Genomic DNA, 22,065 nt, shown 5'->3' with positions numbered 1-22,065 from the left:
CCTCTCAGATAGACAGGCGGCCCTCACGCCGTCGTCACTGGTTGAATTGTGCCTTGGGCGCAGAACTGCTGCCCGTCCGCCAGTCGCGCATAGTTATGAACGATCTGGTTCTCGTGATCTTGAACCTGCACGACGAAGTTGCCGCCTTGCTCGGTCCAACTCATGATGAAAAGTCCGGGTCGAACGCCGGTCAGATTGCTCTGAACCACCTCGTCGATCTCGGTAGCGCCGATCGTCGCCTGCACCCGCAATTCGGTCGGCGACAGGACCGTCAACCTCGGTACGAACTGTCCGAATGAGCAATCAAAAGTCTTTCCGACGAGCGAGGTCGGAGCACCATTGGTGGTAGCCATCCTAATCCTCCTTGATGATTTTCGAAATCAGCTCGGCCGATGCTCGGGACAGATGCCGAACTGCCACTTTCAATTTTTGGAGCGCTCAAAGTGCAAGTTCCAACATTTTGGACCTAGCGTCAAGAAAAAACTTGGAGCGCTCCAAGAAATTGTCTAATTGAGGGAAATGAACGCTTCTAAAATGCCTACGCTCGCCGATGTCGGCCGGCTCGCTGGAGTCTCCCGCGGCACCGTCTCCAACGTATTCAACCATCCGGATCTGGTGCGATCCGATCTGCGCCAGCGCGTCGAGGCCGCGGCGCGTCAGCTTGGTTATGATGGCCCCGACCCGAGGGGACGCGTGCTGCGCGACGGCAAGTTCAACGCCATAGGCCTGATCCCCCCGGGCGCATACGCCATTGCCGATATGATCAGGAGCCCATATCTGCGCGAGCTGGTGCTTGGCGTTTCGCTTGCTTGTGACGAGGCTGGAGCGACATTGAGTTTGGTCAATGGTACGGACGAGACACGCACTTCCACCATTCGAGAGGCCTTGGTTGACGGCTTCATTCTGGGCCACAGCGCGGACATCGAGTTGATTGCGTCTTTACGGCGCCGGCGGCTGCCCTTCGTCATCCTCGAGAGCGATGCCGGTCCGGACGTCAATTCTATCCGGATAGACGGCAGGAGCGGGGCGCTGGCGGCCATCAGGCATCTGGCTGCTCTTGGACATCGGCGTTTTGCAATCCTTTCCATTCGGCGCACATCGGGGTCACCCATCGTCCATTTGCCTGGCAATTCCCCGCGCGCTATCTCTGCCGGTTTTCAACTCGATCAGGAGAGACTTTTCGGCTTCGCCCAGGGTTTGGCTGAGCTCGGTCTGTCAATCGACAATGTCCCGATCATCGAGACGACCCCAGGTGAGCCTTCGGCCGGAGCGGTCGTATTCGACCGGGCTCCGCAAGCAACGGCGATCTTGACTATGTCGGACTGGCAGGCAATCACCGTCCTGGACGAAGCGCGTCGGCGCAATATCAAGATACCCGAACACATGTCTGTCGTCGGCTTCGATGGCACTGCGGAGTCTTCGCGCACCACGCCCCCGCTCACGACAGTGGCTCAAGACATTGTCGGGAAGGGGAGACTTGCCGCCACGACGGTGTTTGCAAACGGCGCCCCGAGCCAGGTGATCATACCGGTCGAACTCTTGGTCCGCGGCTCGACCGCCCGACCACGCGGTTAGGCCGGTCACCTCATACTCGTCGTAACGCACAGTGCGCACTGCGAACTCCAGCGTGGTCGCCGTCAACGTCTGCTTTCAGAAGGTATCAAAGGTGGCTGCAACGGCCGAGATCAGGCGCATTGCGGTCCGGCAGCCTTGGGGCCGGGACCAGTAAGTCCGCTTGTGGTCAGTTAAGAACGACAGAGGCCGATCTCGACCCACATCAGCCATGCGGCAACATCCGGTTTCGCACAAGGCTAAGCCATGAGGGCAATGTCTTCAAAACGACGTGGTTGCATTATCGCTGTCCAGTAGGCCAAGCATGCTCGCATTCGAAACGCCAGTCGAATACGCTCAGCGAAGCTTTGAGCTAGGGAGGCAGGACAACCGCACATGGAGCGAAGGCTTACCGCGATCCTTGCTGCCGACGTGGTCGGCTACAGCACGCTCATGGGCGAGGATGAGGTCGGCACGCTCGAACGACTGAAGGGTTGCCGTCGAGAACTGGTCGACCCCGCGATCAAGGAATTCCACGGTCGGATTATCAAGCTCATGGGAGACGGGGCGCTGGTCGAATTCGCCAGCGTCGTTGATGCCGTCCAATGCGCTGCCGCGATTCAGCGCCGGATGGCTGTCCGAGACCCGGGCACCTCCGACCCCCGCCACATCCGGTTTCGCATCGGCGTCAATCTCGGTGATGTCATCGTAGAGGAAAATGACATCTACGGCGATGGCGTCAACATCGCCGCGCGCCTCGAGGCTATGGCCGAGCCGGGGGGTGTATGTATCTCCGGAACCGCATTTGATCATGCCGTTCACAAGGTTGATGTCGGCTTTGCCAGTCTTGGCGAGCAGCGCCTCAAGAACATCGCCGATCCGGTTCGCGCCTATCGATTGCTGCTGGATCCCGCAGCATCGGGAAAGGTCACGGCCGCGCCACACCGGCCGAGCTCGCGCGTCATCATCCTGGCAGGCGCCGCCGCCTTGGCGATCGCCGCGATTGCCGGCATTTTCGCATGGCAGAAGTTCTCAGTGCCATCGCGGCCATCGGTTGCCGTGCTGCCGTTTGCAAACCTCGGCGGCGATCCAGGCCAGGACTATTTCGCTGACGGCATCACCGAGGATCTGATCACCGACCTCACCAAGCTGTCCGGTCTGGACGTCATCGCGCGCAACTCGGTGTTCGCCTACAAGAACAAGCCTGCAGCGCTGGCGGACGTCGCGCGCGACCTTGGCGTCCGCTTCGTTGTCGAGGGGAGTGTCCGCCGCACCGGCGAGCAGATCCGCCTCAATGCCCAGCTCATCGATACGGCAACGGGCGACAATCTGTGGGCCAACCGGTTCGACCGTGGCATGGCCGGCGTGTTTGCCGTCCAGCACGAGATGAGCGGCGAGATCGCCAAGGCGCTTGGCATGCAACCTTCGGCAGCGGAAAGCGAACGCATGGCGCGGCCGCCGACCGAAAACCTCGAAGCCTACGACTTCTATCTTCGTGCCGAGCAGACAGCACGGACCGGTCGGCGCGACGGCCTGCGGGAGGCGCTCACGCTCTACGACAAGGCCGAGCAGCTCGACCCCGCTTTTGCGGAAGCCTTCGCGGCGGATGCAAGCACGACGGTGTATATCTGGCGTGAATCGTTCAATGACATCATGCAGAGCGCGCCAGCACGAAAGAGAGCATATGAGAAGGCGAGCCGAGCTTTGCAACTCGACCCTGACCTTTCGTCGCCCTATGCTATTCTTGGGATCATGCAGGTCGTGGATCGCCGCTACGAGGAAGCCATCGCTTCGGTCGAGCGAGCCGTCGCACTCGGCCCCGGCGATGCTGAGACGCAAATAGCCCTGGGATACGTGCAACTGTTCGCCGGCAGTCATGCTGAGGCTGCCGAAGCGGTCGAGACGGCGCTCAGGCTCGATCCCAACCTTTCACCTGTAAACCGGCAAATTGCCGGTCTGGTCTTTCTAATTCAAGGGAGCAACGACAGGGCGATCGAGGCCCTCGAACGCACCCGCGACGATGCGCCGTCAGTCGGAGATTTCACGATCACGCTTGGTGCCGCCTACGCCCGCGCCGGCCGCCTGCAGGATGCCAGGGCGGCAGTGGCCGAGGGGCTAGGTGCCATGTCCACACCAGGTTTCGATTCATTGTCCGCATACCGACTCAACGGTGCCCAATATCGTAACCCGCAGGATTTGGCTCTCATCGTCGACGCGTTGCAGCAGGCGGGCTTGCCCGAATGGCCGTTCGGTTTCACCGGCGATGAGCACAACCGCTTGAAGGGCAAGGAGATCGCCTCGCTGGTGCTGGGCCATACTCTGCAGGGTCAGCTTGAGCCCGGACTCCAACCAGCCTTCCTCCAGATCGGGAGCGACGGCAAGGCAGCCTTCCGCTCCACGACGCGGCTGGTCACCGAGACCGTCCGTGTCGATGGCGACTTATTGTGCGAGCTGAGCGAGAATATGTTCGGGCGCCCCGACTGTGGACCCGTCTATAAACGCCGCGACGATGGAGGCGGCGGCTATTCCTTCGTCAACTCAAGCAAGGTGTTTCACTTTACGGTTGTTCAGTAGAAGCACACGCGCGTCATAACGGACGCACACACTCGCGTCCGATGCGGGACTAGAATAGGCTGCGCGAAGCCGCTTGATCGACCAAGGAGGGCGCAGGCAGGTATGGAGCGAAGGCTTACCGCGATCCTTGCTGCCGACGTGGTCGGCTACAGCACGCTCATGGGCGAGGATGAGGTCGGCACGCTCGAACGACTGAAGGGTTGCCGTCGAGAACTGGTCGACCCCGCGATCAAGGAATTCCACGGTCGGATTATCAAGCTCATGGGAGACGGGGCGCTGGTCGAATTCGCCAGCGTCGTTGATGCCGTCCAATGCGCTGCCGCGATTCAGCGCCGGATGGCTGTCCGAGACCCGGGCACCTCCGACCCCCGCCACATCCGGTTTCGCATCGGCGTCAATCTCGGTGATGTCATCGTAGAGGAAAATGACATCTACGGCGATGGCGTCAACATCGCCGCGCGCCTCGAGGCTATGGCCGAGCCGGGGGGTGTATGTATCTCCGGAACCGCATTTGATCATGCCGTTCACAAGGTTGATGTCGGCTTTGCCAGTCTTGGCGAGCAGCGCCTCAAGAACATCGCCGATCCGGTTCGCGCCTATCGATTGCTGCTGGATCCCGCAGCATCGGGAAAGGTCACGGCCGCGCCACACCGGCCGAGCTCGCGCGTCATCATCCTGGCAGGCGCCGCCGCCTTGGCGATCGCCGCGATTGCCGGCATTTTCGCATGGCAGAAGTTCTCAGTGCCATCGCGGCCATCGGTTGCCGTGCTGCCGTTTGCAAACCTCGGCGGCGATCCAGGCCAGGACTATTTCGCTGACGGCATCACCGAGGATCTGATCACCGACCTCACCAAGCTGTCCGGTCTGGACGTCATCGCGCGCAACTCGGTGTTCGCCTACAAGAACAAGCCTGCAGCGCTGGCGGACGTCGCGCGCGACCTTGGCGTCCGCTTCGTTGTCGAGGGGAGCGTCCGCCGCACCGGCGAGCAGATCCGCCTCAATGCCCAGCTCATCGATACGGCAACGGGCGACAATCTGTGGGCCAACCGGTTCGACCGTGGCATGGCCGGCGTGTTTGCCGTCCAGCACGAGATGAGCGGCGAGATCGCCAAGGCGCTTGGCATGCAACCTTCGGCAGCGGAAAGCGAGCGCATGGCGCGGCCGCCGACGAGCAATCTCGAGGCCTATGATTACTATCTACAAGCCGAGACGGCGTCACGCAGCGTCCTGCAGGCCGGCCTGCGGGAGGCGCTCACGCTCTACGACAAGGCGGAGGAGCTTGACCCCGCCTTTGCCGAAGCCTTCGCGGCCGACGCGCGCACCACAATCTATATCTGGCGGGAGGCCTTCAACGACGTCATCCAGAGCGCGCCAGCACGAAAGAGAGCATATGAGAAGGCGAGCCGAGCTTTGGAACTCGACCCTGACCTTTCGTCGCCCTATGCAATTCTTGGGATCATGCAGGTCGTGAATCGCCGCTACGAAGATGCGATTGCCTCTGCCAAGAAGGCTGTTTCAATCGGTCCGGGCGATGCAGAGGCGCAAGCAGCCCTTGGATATGTTCAGTTATACGCCGGCAATCATGCCGAGGCAGCCACTGCGGTCGAGACGGCGCTCAGGCTCGACCCCGACCTCTCAGCGATCAACCGGGAAACTGCTGGGCTGGTTTTTCTGCTCCAGGGCAATGTCGAGAAAGCGATCGAGACTCTCGAGCACACACGCGACGATGCGTCCACGGTTGGCAACTTTCGGTTTACGCTCGCTGCGGCGTATGTCCGCGGCGGCCGCCTACCGAATGCGAAAGCCGCAATCGCCGAGGGGCTCCGCCTCGTAGCAGGGTCCAGCTACGTGGACTCTTTGGCTGGGTGGGAGATGACTCATGCACATTTTCGGAATCCGCAGGATCTGGCGATACTCGTCGCCGCACTGCGCCAGGCGGGCCTCCCCCAATGGCGCTTCGGCTTTACCCCGGCCGAACAGGACCAGTTACAGGGTGCCGAGATCGCGTCCCTCGTCATTGGCCATACACTGCAAGGCCAGATCGAACCCGGTCTCCAACCAGCCTTCCTTCAGATCGGAAGCGACGGCAAGGCGGCCTTCCGCTCTACGACGCGGCTAGTCACCGAGACCGTCTACGTCGATGGCGATCTGTTGTGCGAGCAGAGCGAGAACCTGTTCGGTCGCCCCGACTGTGGTCCCGTCTACAGACGCAACGACGCAGCCGGCAAAAGCTACTCCTATGCCAATACAAGCAAGGTGTTTCACTTCACCGTGGTTCGGTAGACGCACACGCGCGTCTCAATGATAGTGATCGAGTTCCAAATTGGCCGCGACCTTCGGCCAGTTGGCATCGGCTTTCGGGATATTTTCAGCTGCATGCGCGGCGAAATCATCCGCATTGTCGACGTCGTAGATCAGGTAGAGCTTGCCGTCGATAATCTTGAATGCCTCAGGATCGACATTGACCGTGACCCCCCCGCCCACGACTTCGCCGGCGCAGTACCCGCCATATTGAGGAGCGTACTTGACCGGTTCGCTCATGAACATTTCCTGGTGTTTCTTGCTGGCGAAATGCCAAGGTGTCCCCAGCCATTCATAAGTGAACTCTTCGGAGCCCTTCACGGCCTTGCCGTCAGTGAAGTAAGCGACCGTGTCGTAGCCCATGATCGCCACACCACCAAAATAGCCGGTGTTTACCGAATCGTCGGCACATGCCGATCCCGCGCCGGCGACCACAGCTACCGCGACCAGGGCAGCCGTCCCCAAACTCCGAACCAGTCGTAGCTTGATCATCGTGCTCATCTGTATCCTCCGTTAATCGTGGATCTCGGCGCACTTCGCCGCGTTCGCCTCGCCAAGAATTTTGGCTTGGCAGGTAGCACCATGGCGTTTGAAAAGTCGTATGATATCCGTGTTGCCCTTCCAGAATGCGCGCGTTATCGGCATGTAGCCATGCCCCTCGGCATGGTTCACATTGGCACCTTTCGCAATGAGGAACTCGGCCAGTTCAATGTGGTTTTCCTCGCCGGCCACCAGCAACGGCGTAGCACCCGCCTTGTTGGCGGCATCGTCGAGCACCGCGCCTTTTTCCAGCAGCAGCTTGGCGATCGGCAGGCTGCCCGAGAAGGCCGCCGCATGAAGCGGGGTAAAGCCGCCCGAGTTACGCGCCATGATGTCGGCACCCTTGGCCAGCAAGAAGTCGGCGATTTCCGGCTGGTTATCGAGCGCTGCAGCGATGAGCAGCGTTGCCTGGTCGCGCGCCCGGCTGTCGACGTCGGCACCGCCTGCCAGGGCTTGCTCCACGGCACCCTTGTCGCCGGCGGCGATGGAGTCGAACAACTGCTCACCTGCGGCTGCTGTTGTAGCCGCCAAAACCAGCATTCCAAGTGCCAGCAATCCGCGCATTGTGCAAGGTAGCATATTAGCTTGTGGTCATACAAGCTGTCCTGGGCACATCAGGTGGATCCAAGGCGGACGGCGCGGCCAGACATAGCGAACGCGGCCCAGGGCGGGAAGGCGTTAGTGCTACTGGCTTCGTCAGTACGGCACCGGTCCAGGCTGAATTTTGAAGAGCGTCGATTACCGAGGCGCCGAGCGGCGTCGAACGTAACCGCCTGTTGCTCCGTTGGGATAGCCGGTAAGCGCAAAGGTGGCCGTTGGCGGAAGTGTCCGCTTTCGGATGCAACTATGGCTTGCTCAATGACCGACATGGGGCGCAAAGCTGCCATTCGTAACCGGCGTACACATAGGAAGTGCATAGGACATTTCAGGAAAAGGCCCATTCCGCATCGGACGGCGTGACCAACCCCTGCCGCAGTCGGCTGTGAAGTTCATTCCACGACGGGTCTGTCACGAAGCCTTTCATGCTTCCACAAGCCTCGGCGAAGGAAATGTCGCCCAAACGGCCGATGAGATCACTCATCGCGCCGTTCCTGCCCTTCAGGAATAGCTCGAGCGGATCATCATCACACTCAATTACCCGATGTCCCCAAGCACCCGGTACGTCGTCGCTTGCGAGAGCCTGCTGAAGATCTTCATCCACGCCTGTGGCCTCAAGCGCCCGGGAGACGACATAGCGCATCAGGGGGTAATAGATCGGCTGATAGCTGCCTCCAAGCGCGCGCACGCCGGGCAGGATCGACAAAACCAGAAACATCAGCAGGAGATTCGGGACAAGGCTGCGATTTGCCAGCCGCTCAAGGATATCGGGGGCTGTGAAGCACGCCACCTTCATACCGGTCGCGGGATCGATGAGCTCTCCGGCAACCAGACGCAGCGGAAGGCGTTTGCCATTTTCGTAGAGCCAGAAGAAGTCGGTACCGCGCGCGAGCCAGCCACTCCAGGGGCCGGACGCGAGCCCATCGATGCCGGCAAGGATATTGGAGGCGAACTTCGGGTCTTCCAGCAGTCTCATGCGTAGCCAGGAATTTTCGTCCGACAGATGGTCGGCCACCAAGTCGGCGATATCCTCGTCGTCGATCTGCAGGAAGGCAAAGCGGTGTCCGAACATTCTTGGCCAAAGGATGAGATTGGCTGCCTTGATGGCATGCGCCGGCCGGTCGAATTGCGTTTTCGGCAGAAGGCTACGAAGCAGCGTGAGCGCGTCTCCCCCAGTATTTGGCTCCCTCGGTAACAACTCGAACCTGTAAGGTCCCGGCCCGGCTAGCAGGCTGTATCCGATCATCCGGCTTCGGCTCAGGCCAAAGACGTTGACCGGCTTGCCGTCAACGGTGATCCAGCCTGGTCCCTTGCGTGGCTTTTCGACGAGATTCACCGTCGAAACGGCGTAGGAAACGTAGGTCGAACAGCCATGCGCCGAGAGACCAAGGAGGCTGAAGATATGCGTATAATAGGCTTCCGGCTCCAGGAGGAGAAACAAATGAGGGCCTGTCTGCAACACGCGGCGCCTTTGGAAATCCCTGCAGATTTCCAAGGCGGTATCGGCAGACAACCCGTTTCGTGTCGCTGCCTTCCTGATGATGTCGAGTAGTTTGGTGAAGGCTCGGAGCCGGATTTCTGGCATGGGAACCGAAGCCGGCGCCGTAAACAGGCGAAACGCATAATCACGGATCGGCCGGGAATGGTATGGGCTCATCCAGGGGTAGAGTGCCGTCAGCGACCCCAGGACTGCCTGTTTCGCATCTACGCCTGCTGTTAGCTCTTCCACCTCACGTTTCACCTTTTTCTCGTGTCTGAATTACACCCACGCTCAAACACAAAATACTGACGAGGAGCGCCACGCCAAAGCTCAAGAAAATCGTCGAAGGAAATGCTCGATCTCCGACAGCGGCGGCGATGCCGAAGATGAGTAACCCGAGCACCACGGCCACACTATGCATAATGCCTTTGGCCCGGCCCAAAAGATAAATGGATACATGCGACTGCAATGTGACTTCAACGCTGACGCGTCCAAGATTGTATAGAAATCCGAGCGCGACAAAAAGGATCACTGTCCAGGGCGTGGGCAGAGATGCCAGCGCCATGAGTACCAGCGCCGTTAAGCCCAAAAGCATGAGATGCCGCACGTGGGTACTCATCGCTCTTTCAATCCGGAACAGAGAGACCGCACCGATCAGTGAGCCCGCCGACCATGCAGCCTCAAGGTAGCCGAAATCCGCGGCAGTACCCTTCTGCTCCTGGAAGACGAAGCTAGATCCCATGACGCTGACAAGCACCGCGCTTGTGTAGAGAAGCGCGTAGACGCCGATGAGACGACGCAGGCTTGGATCTAATTGTGCTGCCGAGATTTTGGCGAAGCGGACATCACGCGAAACCGGTTGCAGCCGCATCAAGGCTAGGCAGCCCGATGAAAACAAAAAGAAGGCAGCAATAACGGTGAATGGCAGGACTGGGGAGCGATCATGCAGCAAAGGCCCTGCAAGCAAAGCTGCGCCGAGATTGCCGACCTGCATGACGAAGAAGACGGCGGAATTCGAGGCTACAAGATCGCGGCCGTCAGCTATCACGGGGATCATTGATTGAGAGCTTGTAAGCGCGACACGGTCGCAAAACGAAAAGAGGGCCGCTGACAGACAGATAATCACAAACACGTCCATGTCGAGAAGCGCGCAAGCGGTAGCCAGCATAACGACGAAGCGGCTGAGGTCTGCCGCAACGTTCAAGCATCGCCTGTCAAATCGATCCGCCGCTACACCGGCCAGAGGGCTCGCGATGAATTCGACAACGCTGACGATCGCAAGGAACGTCGCCACGCCGGCGGTTCCGTACCCTCGCTCGACGAGAATCCAGGCGGATGCGATGTAGTAGCCGTTTCGGGCAACGGCCGCCGATAGCGTGCTGGCCAGGAATCCGAGGCAGGGACTGGACCGGCCGGCCCGTCCTTTGCCATGATGAACTCGAACCAGGTTTGACATGAGCGGCGTATCCGGCTGACCGCCGATGGATACCGTCTTCCGCCAAGCCTGCTTTACTGTGATGTTGGGGTTTTCCGATACTTGCTGAGAACCGACAAGCGGGGGGCTAGATTTTGCAGTTACGACGAAACTCCGTCGGGACCGCGCCGAATGCCCGCTTAAAGGCGGTCGTGAAATGGCTCGAGCTGCCGAAACCACATTCCATCGCGATTTCCGTCGCCGACAGACTGGTCGATCGCAGCATGTCCGCGGCCTGCTCCAGCCGTCGCTGCGCAATGAATGCGTGCGGCGTCATGCCTGTCGACTGCTTGAAGGCCCTCCAGAAATGGAACCGGCTAACCCCAATTTCTTTCGCCAGATCGGCGAGCGTAGGTCTGCCGTCCGACAACGTCTCGATCATGTCCACCGCCCGCTTGAGATCGAACGATGACAAACCGCCTTTTGCCGGCTCCTGATGGAAGCCGTTCAACCTCAACATTTGGCCGAGCAATTGCGTGGCGTGGCACTCCACCATCGTTGCGCTGATGGGGTCAGGCTGCTTGAGCTCCAAGGCAATCCTCTGCAACGCCAACTCTACAGTGCCGTCCCGAAACCCGATCGACGGCGGCAGCACTGCCGGGCGATGGCGAGCCGTTCCCGCAAACACATCGTCGGCGAACTCTTTTGCAATCGAGACTAGGAGGTAGGAAGCGGTCGCGTCCCCCTCGTCCCACCCATTCCAATCACTGCCGGCGGGCATGAAGATTATCGAACCGGCCCGGCGCGGCAAAAAGGCAATCCGGCGCCCATCCACGATGTCTTCTCCGCGGCACGCCGTGCCCTTCAGGTTCATCAGGAACAAATGGTTTGGCTGCAGGATTCTTGTTTCCTGGCGCTCAAGCCCGGTTCTTTTGACCACGTCCGCCCGCACGCTCCCCCAATTCTCATATTTGTGTGTAAGCGACTGGTGCCGGGAACGGCGATTCTGGGTCGGGTCGAGCGCAAGAGTATTCACGTATCCGCAGCCTCCTTACTGGCGAGCGGCCAGTCGGCGCATGATGTGGCGAACCATGGGTTGCTGAACAACACGCAAATAACTCTGGATTGGTAGAAGATGTGACTTTAGCGAAAAAATGGCAAACGAGTGAAAGCCGCCTGTATCCGGCAGGCCTACCAGTTGGCTCAGCCAATACTTGAGCCCGGTGAAATATTAGACCCCACTTATCTTGGTGGAATTTCCCCCATCGACGTATCGGCATCTCACCAATGGAACGGTGCTGGAGGCATACTGCGATGCGTGGACTCGACGACTTTCTGGCTGAGTGCGACCACGGCCCACGGATCAACGGACTGGCAGGCTTTTTCGCGGCGACCGCCGCTGGCAAGAGCGGGATGCCAATCCGCAAGCCCGTCGCCGACGCCCGGCTTCTGCCGAGCGATGAACTGCTGCGCGGCCTGGTCAGCCTGCATGCGGCACGACAAGGCTTTTTTGACCAGCATTATCACGGCAGCATTCCCTACAGATTGGAGGAGGAGTGCCGGACGGCCTACGCAATGCTGAAATACGCACGGGATCGTGGTGGTCCGCATTCGCTATACAGCCTTGGAACAGCGGAAGGCACGATGGCGAGGACACTGTCCGAACTGTCGGAGGGACAGATACGCACACTGTCGTGCAGCCCGAACGCGGAGAATTACAATTGCTTCATGGCTTATGGCGAACCGCCGCACGCTGACTTCTTCGTCGGCCCCTTTCATCATTTGACAAAGGACGTCCTGCGTTCAGATCCGCGACTGGCAAATTTTGCCCACGGGTTCGACATCATTCTCGAAGATACGACCTTTCAGATGTACTCGCCCAACAGAGCAAGCCAGATCGAATTCGTGACCCAGCACCTCAAGCAGGACGGAATCTTCGTCTTCGTCGAAAAGTTCCGGGCAACCGAGGAGCCGGACTACAGGCGTCGCGAATACCAGAAGGATTTTGGGTTCAAGGCGCGCTATTTTCCCCCAGATGAAATCGAGAAGAAGCAAACCCTCGTTCTGGATACGATGTTCGGCAATGAGGTGACTTTGGCACAGATGGCCGACGCCATACGCCAGCATTTCAGCTACTGCTCACTGACGTGGAACAGCGGAAATTTCTGTAGCCTGGCGGCGAGCAATAGCGAGGAAAACCTAAACCGGTACCTCTCCCAGATGGCCACTCCGGCCATTCCGCACGAGTACGTCTACGAAACGAGCTTGTGTCCGCCCCTGCCCGTTAGCGTCCCTGCCGCGCAGGAATAGGCTCCTGCGCCTTGGGACAGGTCGACAACACGCTCCGCCGTTTGGACCATGTCTTCGCAGCTGTCGACCATGGCAGCCTCAGGCAGGCTGCAAGAGTTCTCAGAGTGAGGGAATCCTGTGTCAGCCGCAACATCGTAGCTCTCGAGCAGTTGCTCGACATGCAGTTGTTTGACCGCGACGTCCATGGCGTTCGGCTGACCGAGGCAGGCCGGGCCTGGGTCGATCTTGTCCGGGCCCATTATGAAGGCTTGCAGGATGCACTGGCTGGAGGTAGTCGCGGTCACCAGGATGTCAAAACGCTCAGGATAGGATTATGCGCCCAGATGGGGCGCACGTTCGTGACACGTCTCATCGATCGTTTTGGCCGTTTACATCCAGACGTGTGCGTCGAGATCGAAGACGTTCCACTCGAACAGTGCCTGGCGGCTATACGCCGCCGGCGCCTCGACATCGTCTTCACGCACGGGCTTGAGAACGCCGCCCTGTGCCGTAGCGAGATATTTGCGCACGAGCGTTTGTTCGTTCTCCTGCCCTGCTACCATCCGCTTGCAGAAAAGCCTGCGGTCAGATGGGCAGATCTTGCAGATACGTGTCTGCTGGTTTCAGGCGAATCCTCCCGGGATCCGCAATTGCTGGAGCATATCGCTGCGAATGGTGGCCCCGCTATCCAGATATGTCGCGCCAGCGAAGCAACGGTCATCCTCAAGGTGCAACTCGGTCAAGGCGTCACTCTGGCGGGCGAGGGTTTTGCCAGGACAGTCGCCATCGACGCCACAGTGTGGAAACCGATCCGTGGGCAGAGCAGCATCAGTTGGATCAAGGCAGTGTGGCTTGAATCGAACCCAAAGCGCGCGCTCTTGCGGCTGGTTGGGACCGCAAGAAACATGGCGACAGCAGCACGACCCGGGACCTGTCAATGGAGGAGCTCGCCGCGGCGCGATTTCTGAAGTCACGCCATGAATGGGAGGCGCGACTGACCGGTTCGACTTCGGTCCGCAGGCCCTTAGCCAGCACTTTCCGAACGCTTTGCCCTGGCAAAGCCCCGATCCGTCGCAATGAACCGCTCCAACATCGCAACGATGAGGCGCGGCGCATCGGCGGGCCGGTGCCCCGCTTCGCGGCCGAGGATCTCGGCATAAGCGGTCAGGTCACGGTGCAATGCCGCGGGAAGCTCCACCATGACCTTGACAGGTTTGTCGTCAGCGATTGGCCCCAGTTTCAGCTTGGCCATTTCAGCCTCCATAAGGTTCAAGCACGAGATCGCGCGTGACGATGACGCGCACCGGGTATCCCGGTCGGATGGTGAGTGTCGGCGCTATATTGAGCTGCCGCTGCACGATCTGCTGGCCTGTCTGGCTGATGCTGTCGGAAGCACCCTGACGAAGAGCGCGCATGATGTCGCTCTCCTGGCCCGATGAGCCTGCCTGCGCGCCGATGCTCAGAACCGTGGAGAGCGCTGCAGCCTTGAAGAGCTCGCCCCAGTGATAGTCAACGCCGTCCTCGAGCCCAGCATAGCCTTCCGCGTCCGCGCCAGGCTGACGTTCCAGAATGATGGAGCGGCCGTTCGGAAAAATCAGTCTGGTCCAGACCAGCAACACGCGACGCTGGCCGAAGCCGACACCATTGTCATACTGGCCGATGAGGCGCGTCCCCTGCGGAATGAGACGGACTTGTCCGGTGGGGCTGTCATAGACATTCTCCGTCACCTGCGCGGTAATCTGACCCGGCAGGTCGGAGCGAATGCCGGTGATGAGGGCGGCCGCGATGACAGCGCCCGCCTGCAGGACGTTTTTCGACGCCGGCGCCGCGACGCGATCAGGCGAGACGGTTCGCTTGTCCGCCGGCTGATCAAGGAACGCGCGCTGCCGGTCCTGCGCCGAGGGCGTGGCCGGCTGCGGCGCGAACCCAAGGCTGGAGAGATCAGGCCGTGGCACGGTTTCTGTCGTGACTTGAGCGACGGTCGTGTCACTTGCAGGCCGCGTTTGCGTGGACGCGAATAAGCGCGCCGTCCTCGCCGCTTCCAGTTCCTGCTCCCGGCGCTGCTCCTCCTGGTCCAGTCCAACGGGACCTGTTGATAGCGCGGGGCCGCCATTCTGCGCGGCGAGGATCGGGCGGCCGAGATCGCCGGGAAGCGGTGGGCCAAGCTTTGGGACGCCTGCATAGTCCTTTGGCAGGCCGGCGAGCCCATCGGGCGTCGAGCGATTGTCGGTTGAGTACAGCTCCTGACCCTGGCCTTGTTGACGGTTCTGCAGCGCGTAGATCAGCGCACCGCCGACAGCGAGGCTTGCGGTGAGCCCCAACGCGGCCAGCGCCTTGAGGGACAGACGCGTCACCCGCGGTTGCTCGGCGCGCAGCCGCATGGCTGCGGCCGGCTCGCCTGTCAGGGGCCGGGCGTCATCCTCGACCGACGCCTCCGGCCGGGCGTCATCCGCCGGCCCCCGGCCCTCTTCCTTCCCTGGATCCAATCTGTTGCTCATGATGACGACCCTCCCCTGTTTGTTCGGAGGGACGTGGCTTGCGGGGTCTCACCAGGGCCACGCATCCATGAAAATCGACTGCTCTTCACCCCATCGGTGCGGGAGATGCGGATGCGCTGCTGGTTCTTGCCGGCGCCGAAGCGCAACTCGGCGGCGGCAAACAGCCGGTCGACGATCATGTAGTTGCCGCGCACGCGATAGTTGACCAGCTCGGACGTGTCACCGTCCGGCCCGACGACGAAGAGTGGCGGCATCTCGCCCTGGCCGATGCCCCGCGGGAATTCGATGAACACCTGCTTACCATCGTCGAAGGCGCGCAACGGCCGCCAGGGTGCGCGATCGCCAGTCACGTCGTAGCGGAAATTGACGCGAGAAAGATCGATGCCCGTCGAGACCGGCTGCACAGCTTCAGCCTCTTGGTTCTGACGCCGCAAAGCGATGAGTTGGTCCTGCGGATATTGCCAGGAAACCGATGCCATATAGGTCGACGGCGTCGAGCGCAGTTCCATGTGATAGGTCCGCCGATCGGTGTTGATGACGAGATTGGTGAGAAGGTCGGCGCGCGTCGGCTTGACGAGGATGTGGACCTGCTTGGCGCCGCCCGTACCGCTCTCGGTATCGCCGATGATCCAGCGCACGGTGTCGCCGGCGGCGACGGGACCGGAGCCGACGAGCTGCTCGCCGGGCTGCAGCGCGATGTCGGTGATCTGCCCCGGCGAGGCATAAACCTGATAGAGCGCGCCATCGACGAACGGATAGACCTGCATCGAGTTGATGAAGCCGTTGCGGACAGGCTGGACGCGCGCGGCCGCATTGGCCAGGTTCACGCGCGCGGCCGGATCGGTCGGTTCCGGGTCGGGCTTTGCGGCCTTGCCGACCGGCTTCAACTGGCCTGGAAGCGGCAGCGGCTTGGACAGCTCCACCACCTTGACGGGCGGGGGCGGATCGACCGCCTGCACGGCCGGGACCGGATCGTCATAGGAAATCTCCGGCGGCTTCTGCCTGGTGGCACAGCCCGCAAGCGCCGAGGTCAAAAGCAGAAGTGCTGGAAAGGCCATTTTGCGTAAGGCCGGCATTGCGCGAACGAGGAAAGCCGGACACCCCCGGGGGGCGGTGTTGCAGAGTGCGGGCATCATTGTCCAAGCTCCTTCGACCAGTTGATGGCGTTGATGTAGATGCCGAGCGGATTCTTCCTCAGCGTGTCGGCGTCGCGCGGGGGCTGCATGACAATGGTGAGAATGGCCGACCAGCGCTCCGTGGAAGCGAGTGATCCATCCTGATAGCGGCGTTCGACCCAGGCGATTCGGAAGCTCACCGGCGATGCGCGGATGACCGACGACACATCGACGGCGACCTGCTGCTTGCCGACCTTGGTGAACGGGTCATTGGCGCGCGCATAGTCGTTGAGAGCCAGCGCCCCGCCCTGCGTCGCGAAGTCGTAGGCGCGCAGCCAGTTCTGCCGCACGATGACCGGATCGGCGGGGATCGACCTCACCTGTTCGATGAAGTGCGCCAGGTAGAAGGCAATCTGCGGATCGTTCGGCTGATAGTCGCCGATCGCGGGTCCCACGGCCTGCGCCTGGCCGAGACGATCGACCTGCACCACCCAAGGCACGATCGAGCCTTTCGCGGATTGCCAGATGAGCGCTGCGGAGAAGCCCGCGGCGAGCGCCAGGCAACCGAAAGCCATATACCGCCAGTTGCGCGCCTGCACGCGAGCGGAACCGATGCGCTCGTCCCAGACCTGCGCAGCACGCTGGTAGGGCGTCTCGGGTTGTGGGGATCTGCCGTAGTGCGTGGACGGTCGTTTGAACATGCTTAGTCTCTTTCAGAGAGGTTGATCGAGGAGCCGCCGCCATGGCTGTCGCCACTGCGGACAGCGTGGGCGGCGGCCTGGACGCCATGGGTCATCTGTTGCGAGCGCTTCATGCGCTTCGCCCAGGCTGGCTGACTTTCGGTTGCGGAGGACGCGACGGGTGCGGAGCCGGCTTCGGGCGCGTTCGCGCCGATTGTGCCAGCCGTGGATGACCCGCCCGTCGTCTCGAAGGCAGCGCGAGCGCCCGACTGGTAGCTGTGCTTCATGCTGCCTGCCGCATTATTGGCCGCACGCTTGAGCGGTGAGATGGCACCTTGGGCGCCGGCTCTGATGACACCGCCGAGCCCGGATGCGACGCCAGAAAAGCCAAACTCTCCGGCCGCGCTGAGGCCGTAGGCTGTGGACGCCCTGCCCGCCATGGCGGCACCGCCACGGGCCGCCGCTGCAGCACCGCCACTGACAGCCGCGCCTCCAGACACGACTGCGCCGCCGGCCGCAGTGCCGACTGCTGCCATGCCTCCGACGGCGAGCCCAGCGCCGACCGCAGCACCCGCGCCGAGTTGCGGGCCGCCGGAGACGAGGCCGTTGGCAATGCCAGGTCCAAATATGCCAAGGCCGAGCAGCGACAACGCGGCCAGCACGATCGCCATGGCATCGTCGATCGACGGCGTGTTGCCGCTGAACCCCGCGGTGAACTCGGAAAAGAGCGTTGAGCCGATGCCGATGATGACGGCGAGCACCAGCACCTTGATGCCGGACGAGATGACGTTGCCAAGCACCCGCTCGGCCATGAAGGCGGATTTGCCGAACAGACCGAAGGGAATGAGCACGAAACCGGCGAGCGTGGTCAGCTTGAATTCGATCAGCGTGACGAAAAGCTGGATTGCCAGGATGAAGAAGGCCAGCAGCACCAGCGCCCAGGCGAAGAACATGCAGGCGATCTGGATGAAGTTCTCGAAGAAGGACCAATAGCCCATCAGGTTCGAGATCGAGTCCAGCAACGGCCGGCCGGCATCGAGCCCGGTCTGCGCCACCTTGCCCGGGCGCATGAGATCGTTGACGGTAAAACCCGTACCCGAGGCCTTCAGGCCAAGCCCGGCGAAGCTTTCAAAGACGATGCGGGCGAGATTGTTCCAGTTGGAGATGAGATAGGCGAAGACGCCGACGAATAGGGTCTTCTTGACGAGGCGCGCCATGATGTCGTCGTCCGCACCCCAGGACCAGAAGAGCGCAGCCAACGTCACGTCGATGACGATCAGGGTTGTGGCGATAAAGCCGACCTCCCCGCCGAGCAGGCCGAAGCCGCTGTCGATGTAGCGCGTGAAGACTTCGAGGAAATGGTCGATGACGCCCATGCCACCCATGTCAGCGCGGCTCCGGCCGAGGCGGCTCGACCTGCATCGCGGGAGCGGTCACATCCGTCCCCTCCCCTTCTTGCCGGTCGCCTGACGCGGGCACATTCGGAAACAGCGTTGTCGGCGCTACCGGCGCAGGCGCGGTTGCCGAGTCACGTTGACGGAGAAACCGGCGCCGGCTCTCTGCCCAGGCTTTCAGACAACCGGGATCGCGAGGACCGGCCTCGCCGATCCCGGAACAGCGGCGCAATTCGAACGCGAGCAGGTCTTGTGACGCGGTGGAACGGTCCCGTGTCCCAAGGGCGTCAGGCTCATCGTCCTTGCTGCTCATCTCGATCGCGGTCACTGTCAAAGCGACCGCGATGAAGACGACCGCACTGACACGAGCGAGGATCTTGCCATCCATCGCTCCGGCCTCAGTTCTTGCCATAGAACATCTGCGCACTGCCGGGTTGGTAGCCCGAGCCCTGCGTCAGGAAGCGGCGGCGCTGCTCCCGGCCCTGGTCGGCGGCGGTGGCCTGCTCGGCCGATTGCAACGCTTGCGCCCGACCATTCGCGGCGACGACAGCGGTGAGATCGGCAAGCTGCTGCGCCTGAAGCCCGAGGAGCTGGTTGCCGGCCTGTGTTGCCTGAAGCGCGCCCGTCGCACCCTGGCTTTGGCCGACCAGTGCCGACATCTCACTGCGATTGGTGTCAATGTTGCCGACGACGCCCGCCTGCACACGCATGGCATCCTGAAGGCCACCAACCGTGTTGCCCCAGCGCGAGCGCGCGTCGGCGACGAGTTGCTGATCCGAAGCCGATAGCGAGACGTTGCCGTATTTCTGCTGGAAGGCCTGATCGATCTGCCGCACGTCATAGGCAACGTTCTGCGCCTGACTGAGCAGTTGCTGCGTACGCTGCACGGACTGCTGAAGCTGTTCCAGCGAGGAGAACGGCAGGCTTGCGAGATTGCGCGCCTGGTTGATGAGCATCTGCGCCTGGTTCTGGAGCGAGGTGATCTGGTTGGTGATCTGTTCGAGCGAGCGCGCTGCCGTCAGGACGTTTTGCGAATAGTTCGAGGGATCGAAAACGATCAAGGCCTGTGCCGGTGTCGTCAGGAAAGGCGAGAGCGCGGCAGGAGCGACAAGCAGTGCGGCGGCGAACCGCATGCCAAGGGAACGGCGTTGTTTCATGGGGACTTCTCCTTGTTGGTGAGGGCGGGGCTGGTTAGGGCGGGGCTGGTTATGGCGGGAACGAGTTCAGCGGCCCAGCCGACGCCACGGTGGCTAAGCCAGGCTGCGAGGAATCCGTCGCGGCCGTGCTCGGCGAAGATGCGGGCGATCGCGGCCTGGTCGGTCTTCGAGGACACAGCGCAGAGCGCGAGCGCCACATCGGACAGACCGAGCTCGAACAGCCGGTTGCCGCGTCGGGACTGGCAGTAATAGTCGCGCTTTGGCATCGCCCGCGCGATGATCTCGATCTGCCGATCGTTGAGGCCGAATCGACGATAGATCGCCGTGATCTGCGGCTCGATTGCGCGCTCGTTTGGCAGCAGAAGCCGGGTCTGGCAGCTCTCGATGATCGCGGGCGCGATTGCCGAGCCGTCAATGTCGCTGAGCGACTGCGTGGCGAAGATGACGCTGGCGTTCTTCTTGCGCAGCGTCTTTAGCCATTCGCGGAGCTGGCCGGCAAAGCCCTCGTCGTCCAGCACAAGCCAGCCTTCGTCGATGATGAGAAGGGTTGGCGAGCCATCGAGCCGGTCCTCGATGCGATGGAAGAGATAGGACAGGACGGCGGGCGCGGCACCTGTTCCGATCAGCCCCTCGGTTTCGAATGCCTGGACCGACGCCGATCCGATATGCTCGTGCTCGGCATCGAGCAGGCGGCCATAGGGACCTCCGACGCAATAGGGGCGCAATGCCTGCTTGAGATCGTTTGATTGCAGCAGCACGACCAGGCCGGTGATGGTGCGCTCCTCGACAGGCGCGGACGCCAGAGAACTCAACGCCGTCCAGATATGCTCCTTGATCTCAGGCGTGATCGTTACATTCTCACGCGTCAGGATCGCCACGATCCAGTCGGCGGCCCAGGCGCGCTCGGGGACATCGTGAATGCGCGCGAACGGCTGAAGACTGACGCTATCGGACGCTCCATCGCTGAGATCGCCGCCGAGATCATGCCAGTCGCCGCCCATGGCGAGTGCCGCCGCGCGGATCGAACCGCCGAAATCGAAGGCGAAAACCTGCGAGCCTTCATACCGGCGGAATTGCAGCGCCATCAGTGCCAAGAGCACGGACTTGCCCGCGCCGGTCGGGCCGACGATCAGCGTATGGCCGACGTCACCGACGTGAAGCGAAAGCCGGAACGGGGTCGAGCCTTCGGTCTTGCCGAAGAGCAGAGGGGGCGCCGCAAAATGCTCGTCCCGCACAGCGCCCGCCCACACCGCTGAAAGCGGTATGATGTGGGCGAGATTGAGCGTGGAGATGGGAGGCTGGCGGACGTTGGCGTAGACATGACCCGGCAGGCTGCCGAGCAAGGCGTCGACGGCATTGATGGTTTCGATGATCGCCGTGAAATCGCGGCCCTGGATGACCTTTTCGACCAGGCGCAGTTTTTCGTCGGCGATGCCAGGATCATCGTCCCAAACAGTCACCGTCGCGGTGACATAAGCCATGCCCGCATAGTCGGCGCCGAGCTCCTGCAGCGCCATGTCGGCATCAGCGGCCTTGTTTGCGGCGTCGGTGTCCACGAGGACGGACGCTTCGTTGGTCATCACTTCCTTGAGGATCGCGGCGACCGACTTGCGCTTGGCGAACCATTGACGCCGGATCTTTGTCAGCAGCCTGGTGGCATCGGTCTTGTCGAGCAGGATCGCGCGTGTCGACCAGCGATACGGGAAGGCCAGCCGGTTCAGTTCGTCGAGCAGACCCGGCGTGGTCGCGGTCGGGAAACCCGTGAGCGTGAGAATGCGAAGATTCGACGCGCCAAGCCGCGGCTCAAGCCCGCCTGTCAGCGGCTGGTCGGCCAGCATGGCATCGAGATACATCGGCGTTTCGGGAACGCGGACACGGTGGCGATTGGTCGAGACGCAGCCATGCAGATAGGTCAGCGTCTCGGCGTCATCGAGCCACTGGCACTCCGGCATGAAGGCTTCGACAAGGCGCAGGACGCGGTCGCTGCGGTCAGCGAAGCCGGTCAGCACCGCATTAGGGTCCAGGCCCTTCCGCTCGCGCCCTTCGTAAAGCCAGCTTTCCGCGCGGGCGGTGTCTTCGGCGGGCGCAAGATAGGTGAGAGTCAGGAAGTAGCTGGACTCGAAATGCGCGCCGGCCTCCTCGAAGCCCGCCTTTCGCTCCGCATCGACCAGCGTGGAGGCCGCATCTGGAAAGCGGCTGTCGGGATAGCCGGTCGAGGCATGGCGCTGCGCCTCCACGAAGATCGCCCAGCCGGAGCCGAGGCGGCGAAGGGCATTGTTGAGCCGGCCGGCGACAGCGACAAGTTCGGCGGGGACGGCGCTGTCGAGATCGGGACCGCGAAAGCGCGCGGTCCGCTGGAAGCTGCCGTCCTTGTTGAGGATGATTCCGGCGCCGACCAATGCCACCCAGGGCAGGAAGTCAGCGAGCCGGCTGCTACGATTGCGATATTCGGCAAGATTCATCATCCGATGGCCC

The 22,065-nt window shown here is 61.7% G+C and carries 19 protein-coding genes; 5 read left to right on the top strand and 14 right to left on the bottom strand.

What is annotated here, in order from left to right; all coding sequences use genetic code 11:
• Positions 1-23: 23 nt before the first annotated feature.
• Positions 24-353 carry a MoaF-related domain-containing protein gene (locus AC3EML_RS18640; protein ID WP_023699226.1) on the bottom strand — a complete coding sequence of 110 codons (330 nt, stop codon included), beginning with the start codon at positions 351-353 and terminating at the stop codon, positions 24-26.
• A 166-nt stretch (positions 354-519) separates the two neighbouring features.
• Between AC3EML_RS18640 and AC3EML_RS18635 the strand changes: the two genes are divergently transcribed.
• The 3 genes from AC3EML_RS18635 to AC3EML_RS18625 all read left to right on the top strand — a co-directional run bounded on the left by AC3EML_RS18635 (position 520) and on the right by AC3EML_RS18625 (position 6,408).
• A complete protein-coding gene (locus AC3EML_RS18635) occupies positions 520-1,575 on the top strand; it encodes a LacI family DNA-binding transcriptional regulator (RefSeq protein WP_023825156.1) in 1,056 nt (351 codons plus the stop codon).
• 372 nt (positions 1,576-1,947) lie between these two features.
• Positions 1,948-4,125, top strand: coding sequence for an adenylate/guanylate cyclase domain-containing protein (locus AC3EML_RS18630; RefSeq protein WP_286461259.1), 2,178 nt, complete (start codon positions 1,948-1,950; stop codon positions 4,123-4,125).
• Positions 4,126-4,227: 102 nt separating this feature from the next.
• On the top strand, positions 4,228-6,408 hold the full coding sequence (locus AC3EML_RS18625) for an adenylate/guanylate cyclase domain-containing protein (protein ID WP_023716195.1): 2,181 nt from the start codon (positions 4,228-4,230) through the stop codon (positions 6,406-6,408).
• A gap of 15 nt (positions 6,409-6,423) precedes the next feature.
• Here AC3EML_RS18625 and AC3EML_RS18620 read toward each other — a convergent pair whose 3' ends face one another.
• The 5 genes from AC3EML_RS18620 to AC3EML_RS18600 all read right to left on the bottom strand — a co-directional run bounded on the left by AC3EML_RS18620 (position 6,424) and on the right by AC3EML_RS18600 (position 11,493).
• Positions 6,424-6,927 (bottom strand): YHS domain-containing (seleno)protein, encoded by a 504-nt coding sequence (locus AC3EML_RS18620; protein ID WP_023716196.1) that lies wholly within the window; start codon positions 6,925-6,927, stop codon positions 6,424-6,426.
• Between the two features lie 12 nt (positions 6,928-6,939).
• Positions 6,940-7,530, bottom strand: a complete 591-nt coding sequence (locus AC3EML_RS18615) for an ankyrin repeat domain-containing protein (RefSeq protein WP_023695862.1) — start codon at positions 7,528-7,530, stop codon at positions 6,940-6,942.
• Between the two features lie 361 nt (positions 7,531-7,891).
• On the bottom strand, positions 7,892-9,304 hold the full coding sequence (locus AC3EML_RS18610) for a hypothetical protein (RefSeq protein ID WP_155923635.1): 1,413 nt from the start codon (positions 9,302-9,304) through the stop codon (positions 7,892-7,894).
• A complete protein-coding gene (locus tag AC3EML_RS18605; RefSeq protein WP_023673783.1) occupies positions 9,294-10,499 on the bottom strand; it encodes an MFS transporter in 1,206 nt (401 codons plus the stop codon). Before AC3EML_RS18605 ends, AC3EML_RS18610 begins: the two co-directional genes overlap by 11 nt.
• 106 nt (positions 10,500-10,605) lie before the next feature.
• Positions 10,606-11,493, bottom strand: a complete 888-nt coding sequence (locus AC3EML_RS18600) for a helix-turn-helix transcriptional regulator (RefSeq protein WP_488505289.1) — start codon at positions 11,491-11,493, stop codon at positions 10,606-10,608.
• 278 nt (positions 11,494-11,771) lie between these two features.
• On the opposite strand from AC3EML_RS18600, the gene AC3EML_RS18595 reads away from it, so the two are divergent.
• Together AC3EML_RS18595 and AC3EML_RS18590 are read left to right on the top strand one after the other, a co-directional pair.
• Positions 11,772-12,767 carry a class I SAM-dependent methyltransferase gene (locus tag AC3EML_RS18595; protein WP_023694972.1) on the top strand — a complete coding sequence of 332 codons (996 nt, stop codon included), beginning with the start codon at positions 11,772-11,774 and terminating at the stop codon, positions 12,765-12,767.
• Between the two features lie 11 nt (positions 12,768-12,778).
• Positions 12,779-13,714, top strand: a complete 936-nt coding sequence (locus AC3EML_RS18590) for a LysR family transcriptional regulator (RefSeq protein WP_023716199.1) — start codon at positions 12,779-12,781, stop codon at positions 13,712-13,714.
• Positions 13,715-13,770: 56 nt separating this feature from the next.
• Here the strand turns inward: AC3EML_RS18590 and AC3EML_RS18585 are convergent, their stop codons facing one another.
• From AC3EML_RS18585 to trbE, 8 genes are read right to left on the bottom strand one after another with little or no spacing between them, the layout of a single operon-like run.
• Positions 13,771-13,998, bottom strand: a complete 228-nt coding sequence (locus AC3EML_RS18585) for a DUF2274 domain-containing protein (RefSeq protein WP_023716200.1) — start codon at positions 13,996-13,998, stop codon at positions 13,771-13,773.
• 1 nt (position 13,999) lies between these two features.
• On the bottom strand, positions 14,000-15,244 hold the full coding sequence (locus AC3EML_RS18580) for a TraB/TrbI/VirB10 family type IV secretion system protein (RefSeq protein WP_352522213.1): 1,245 nt from the start codon (positions 15,242-15,244) through the stop codon (positions 14,000-14,002).
• Positions 15,241-16,380, bottom strand: a complete 1,140-nt coding sequence (gene trbG, locus AC3EML_RS18575; RefSeq protein WP_023829991.1) for a P-type conjugative transfer protein TrbG — start codon at positions 16,378-16,380, stop codon at positions 15,241-15,243. The genes AC3EML_RS18580 and trbG overlap by 4 nt, the downstream gene beginning before the upstream one ends.
• Positions 16,377-17,060, bottom strand: a complete 684-nt coding sequence (gene trbF / locus AC3EML_RS18570) for a conjugal transfer protein TrbF (RefSeq protein WP_352522212.1) — start codon at positions 17,058-17,060, stop codon at positions 16,377-16,379. Before trbF ends, trbG begins: the two co-directional genes overlap by 4 nt.
• 2 nt (positions 17,061-17,062) lie before the next feature.
• Positions 17,063-18,424 (bottom strand): P-type conjugative transfer protein TrbL, encoded by a 1,362-nt coding sequence (gene trbL, locus AC3EML_RS18565; protein WP_488505288.1) that lies wholly within the window; start codon positions 18,422-18,424, stop codon positions 17,063-17,065.
• A 1-nt stretch (position 18,425) separates the two neighbouring features.
• A complete protein-coding gene (gene trbK-alt / locus AC3EML_RS18560) occupies positions 18,426-18,821 on the bottom strand; it encodes a putative entry exclusion protein TrbK-alt (RefSeq protein ID WP_023731538.1) in 396 nt (131 codons plus the stop codon).
• 10 nt (positions 18,822-18,831) lie between these two features.
• On the bottom strand, positions 18,832-19,590 hold the full coding sequence (trbJ, locus tag AC3EML_RS18555) for a P-type conjugative transfer protein TrbJ (RefSeq protein ID WP_023731539.1): 759 nt from the start codon (positions 19,588-19,590) through the stop codon (positions 18,832-18,834).
• A complete protein-coding gene (gene trbE / locus AC3EML_RS18550; protein ID WP_286487421.1) occupies positions 19,587-22,055 on the bottom strand; it encodes a conjugal transfer protein TrbE in 2,469 nt (822 codons plus the stop codon). Before trbE ends, trbJ begins: the two co-directional genes overlap by 4 nt.
• Between the last annotated feature and the right edge of the window lie 10 nt (positions 22,056-22,065).

This window comes from Mesorhizobium sp. P170090 (genome assembly GCF_057786115.1).
This window is presented reverse-complemented; position numbering and strand designations above follow the sequence as displayed.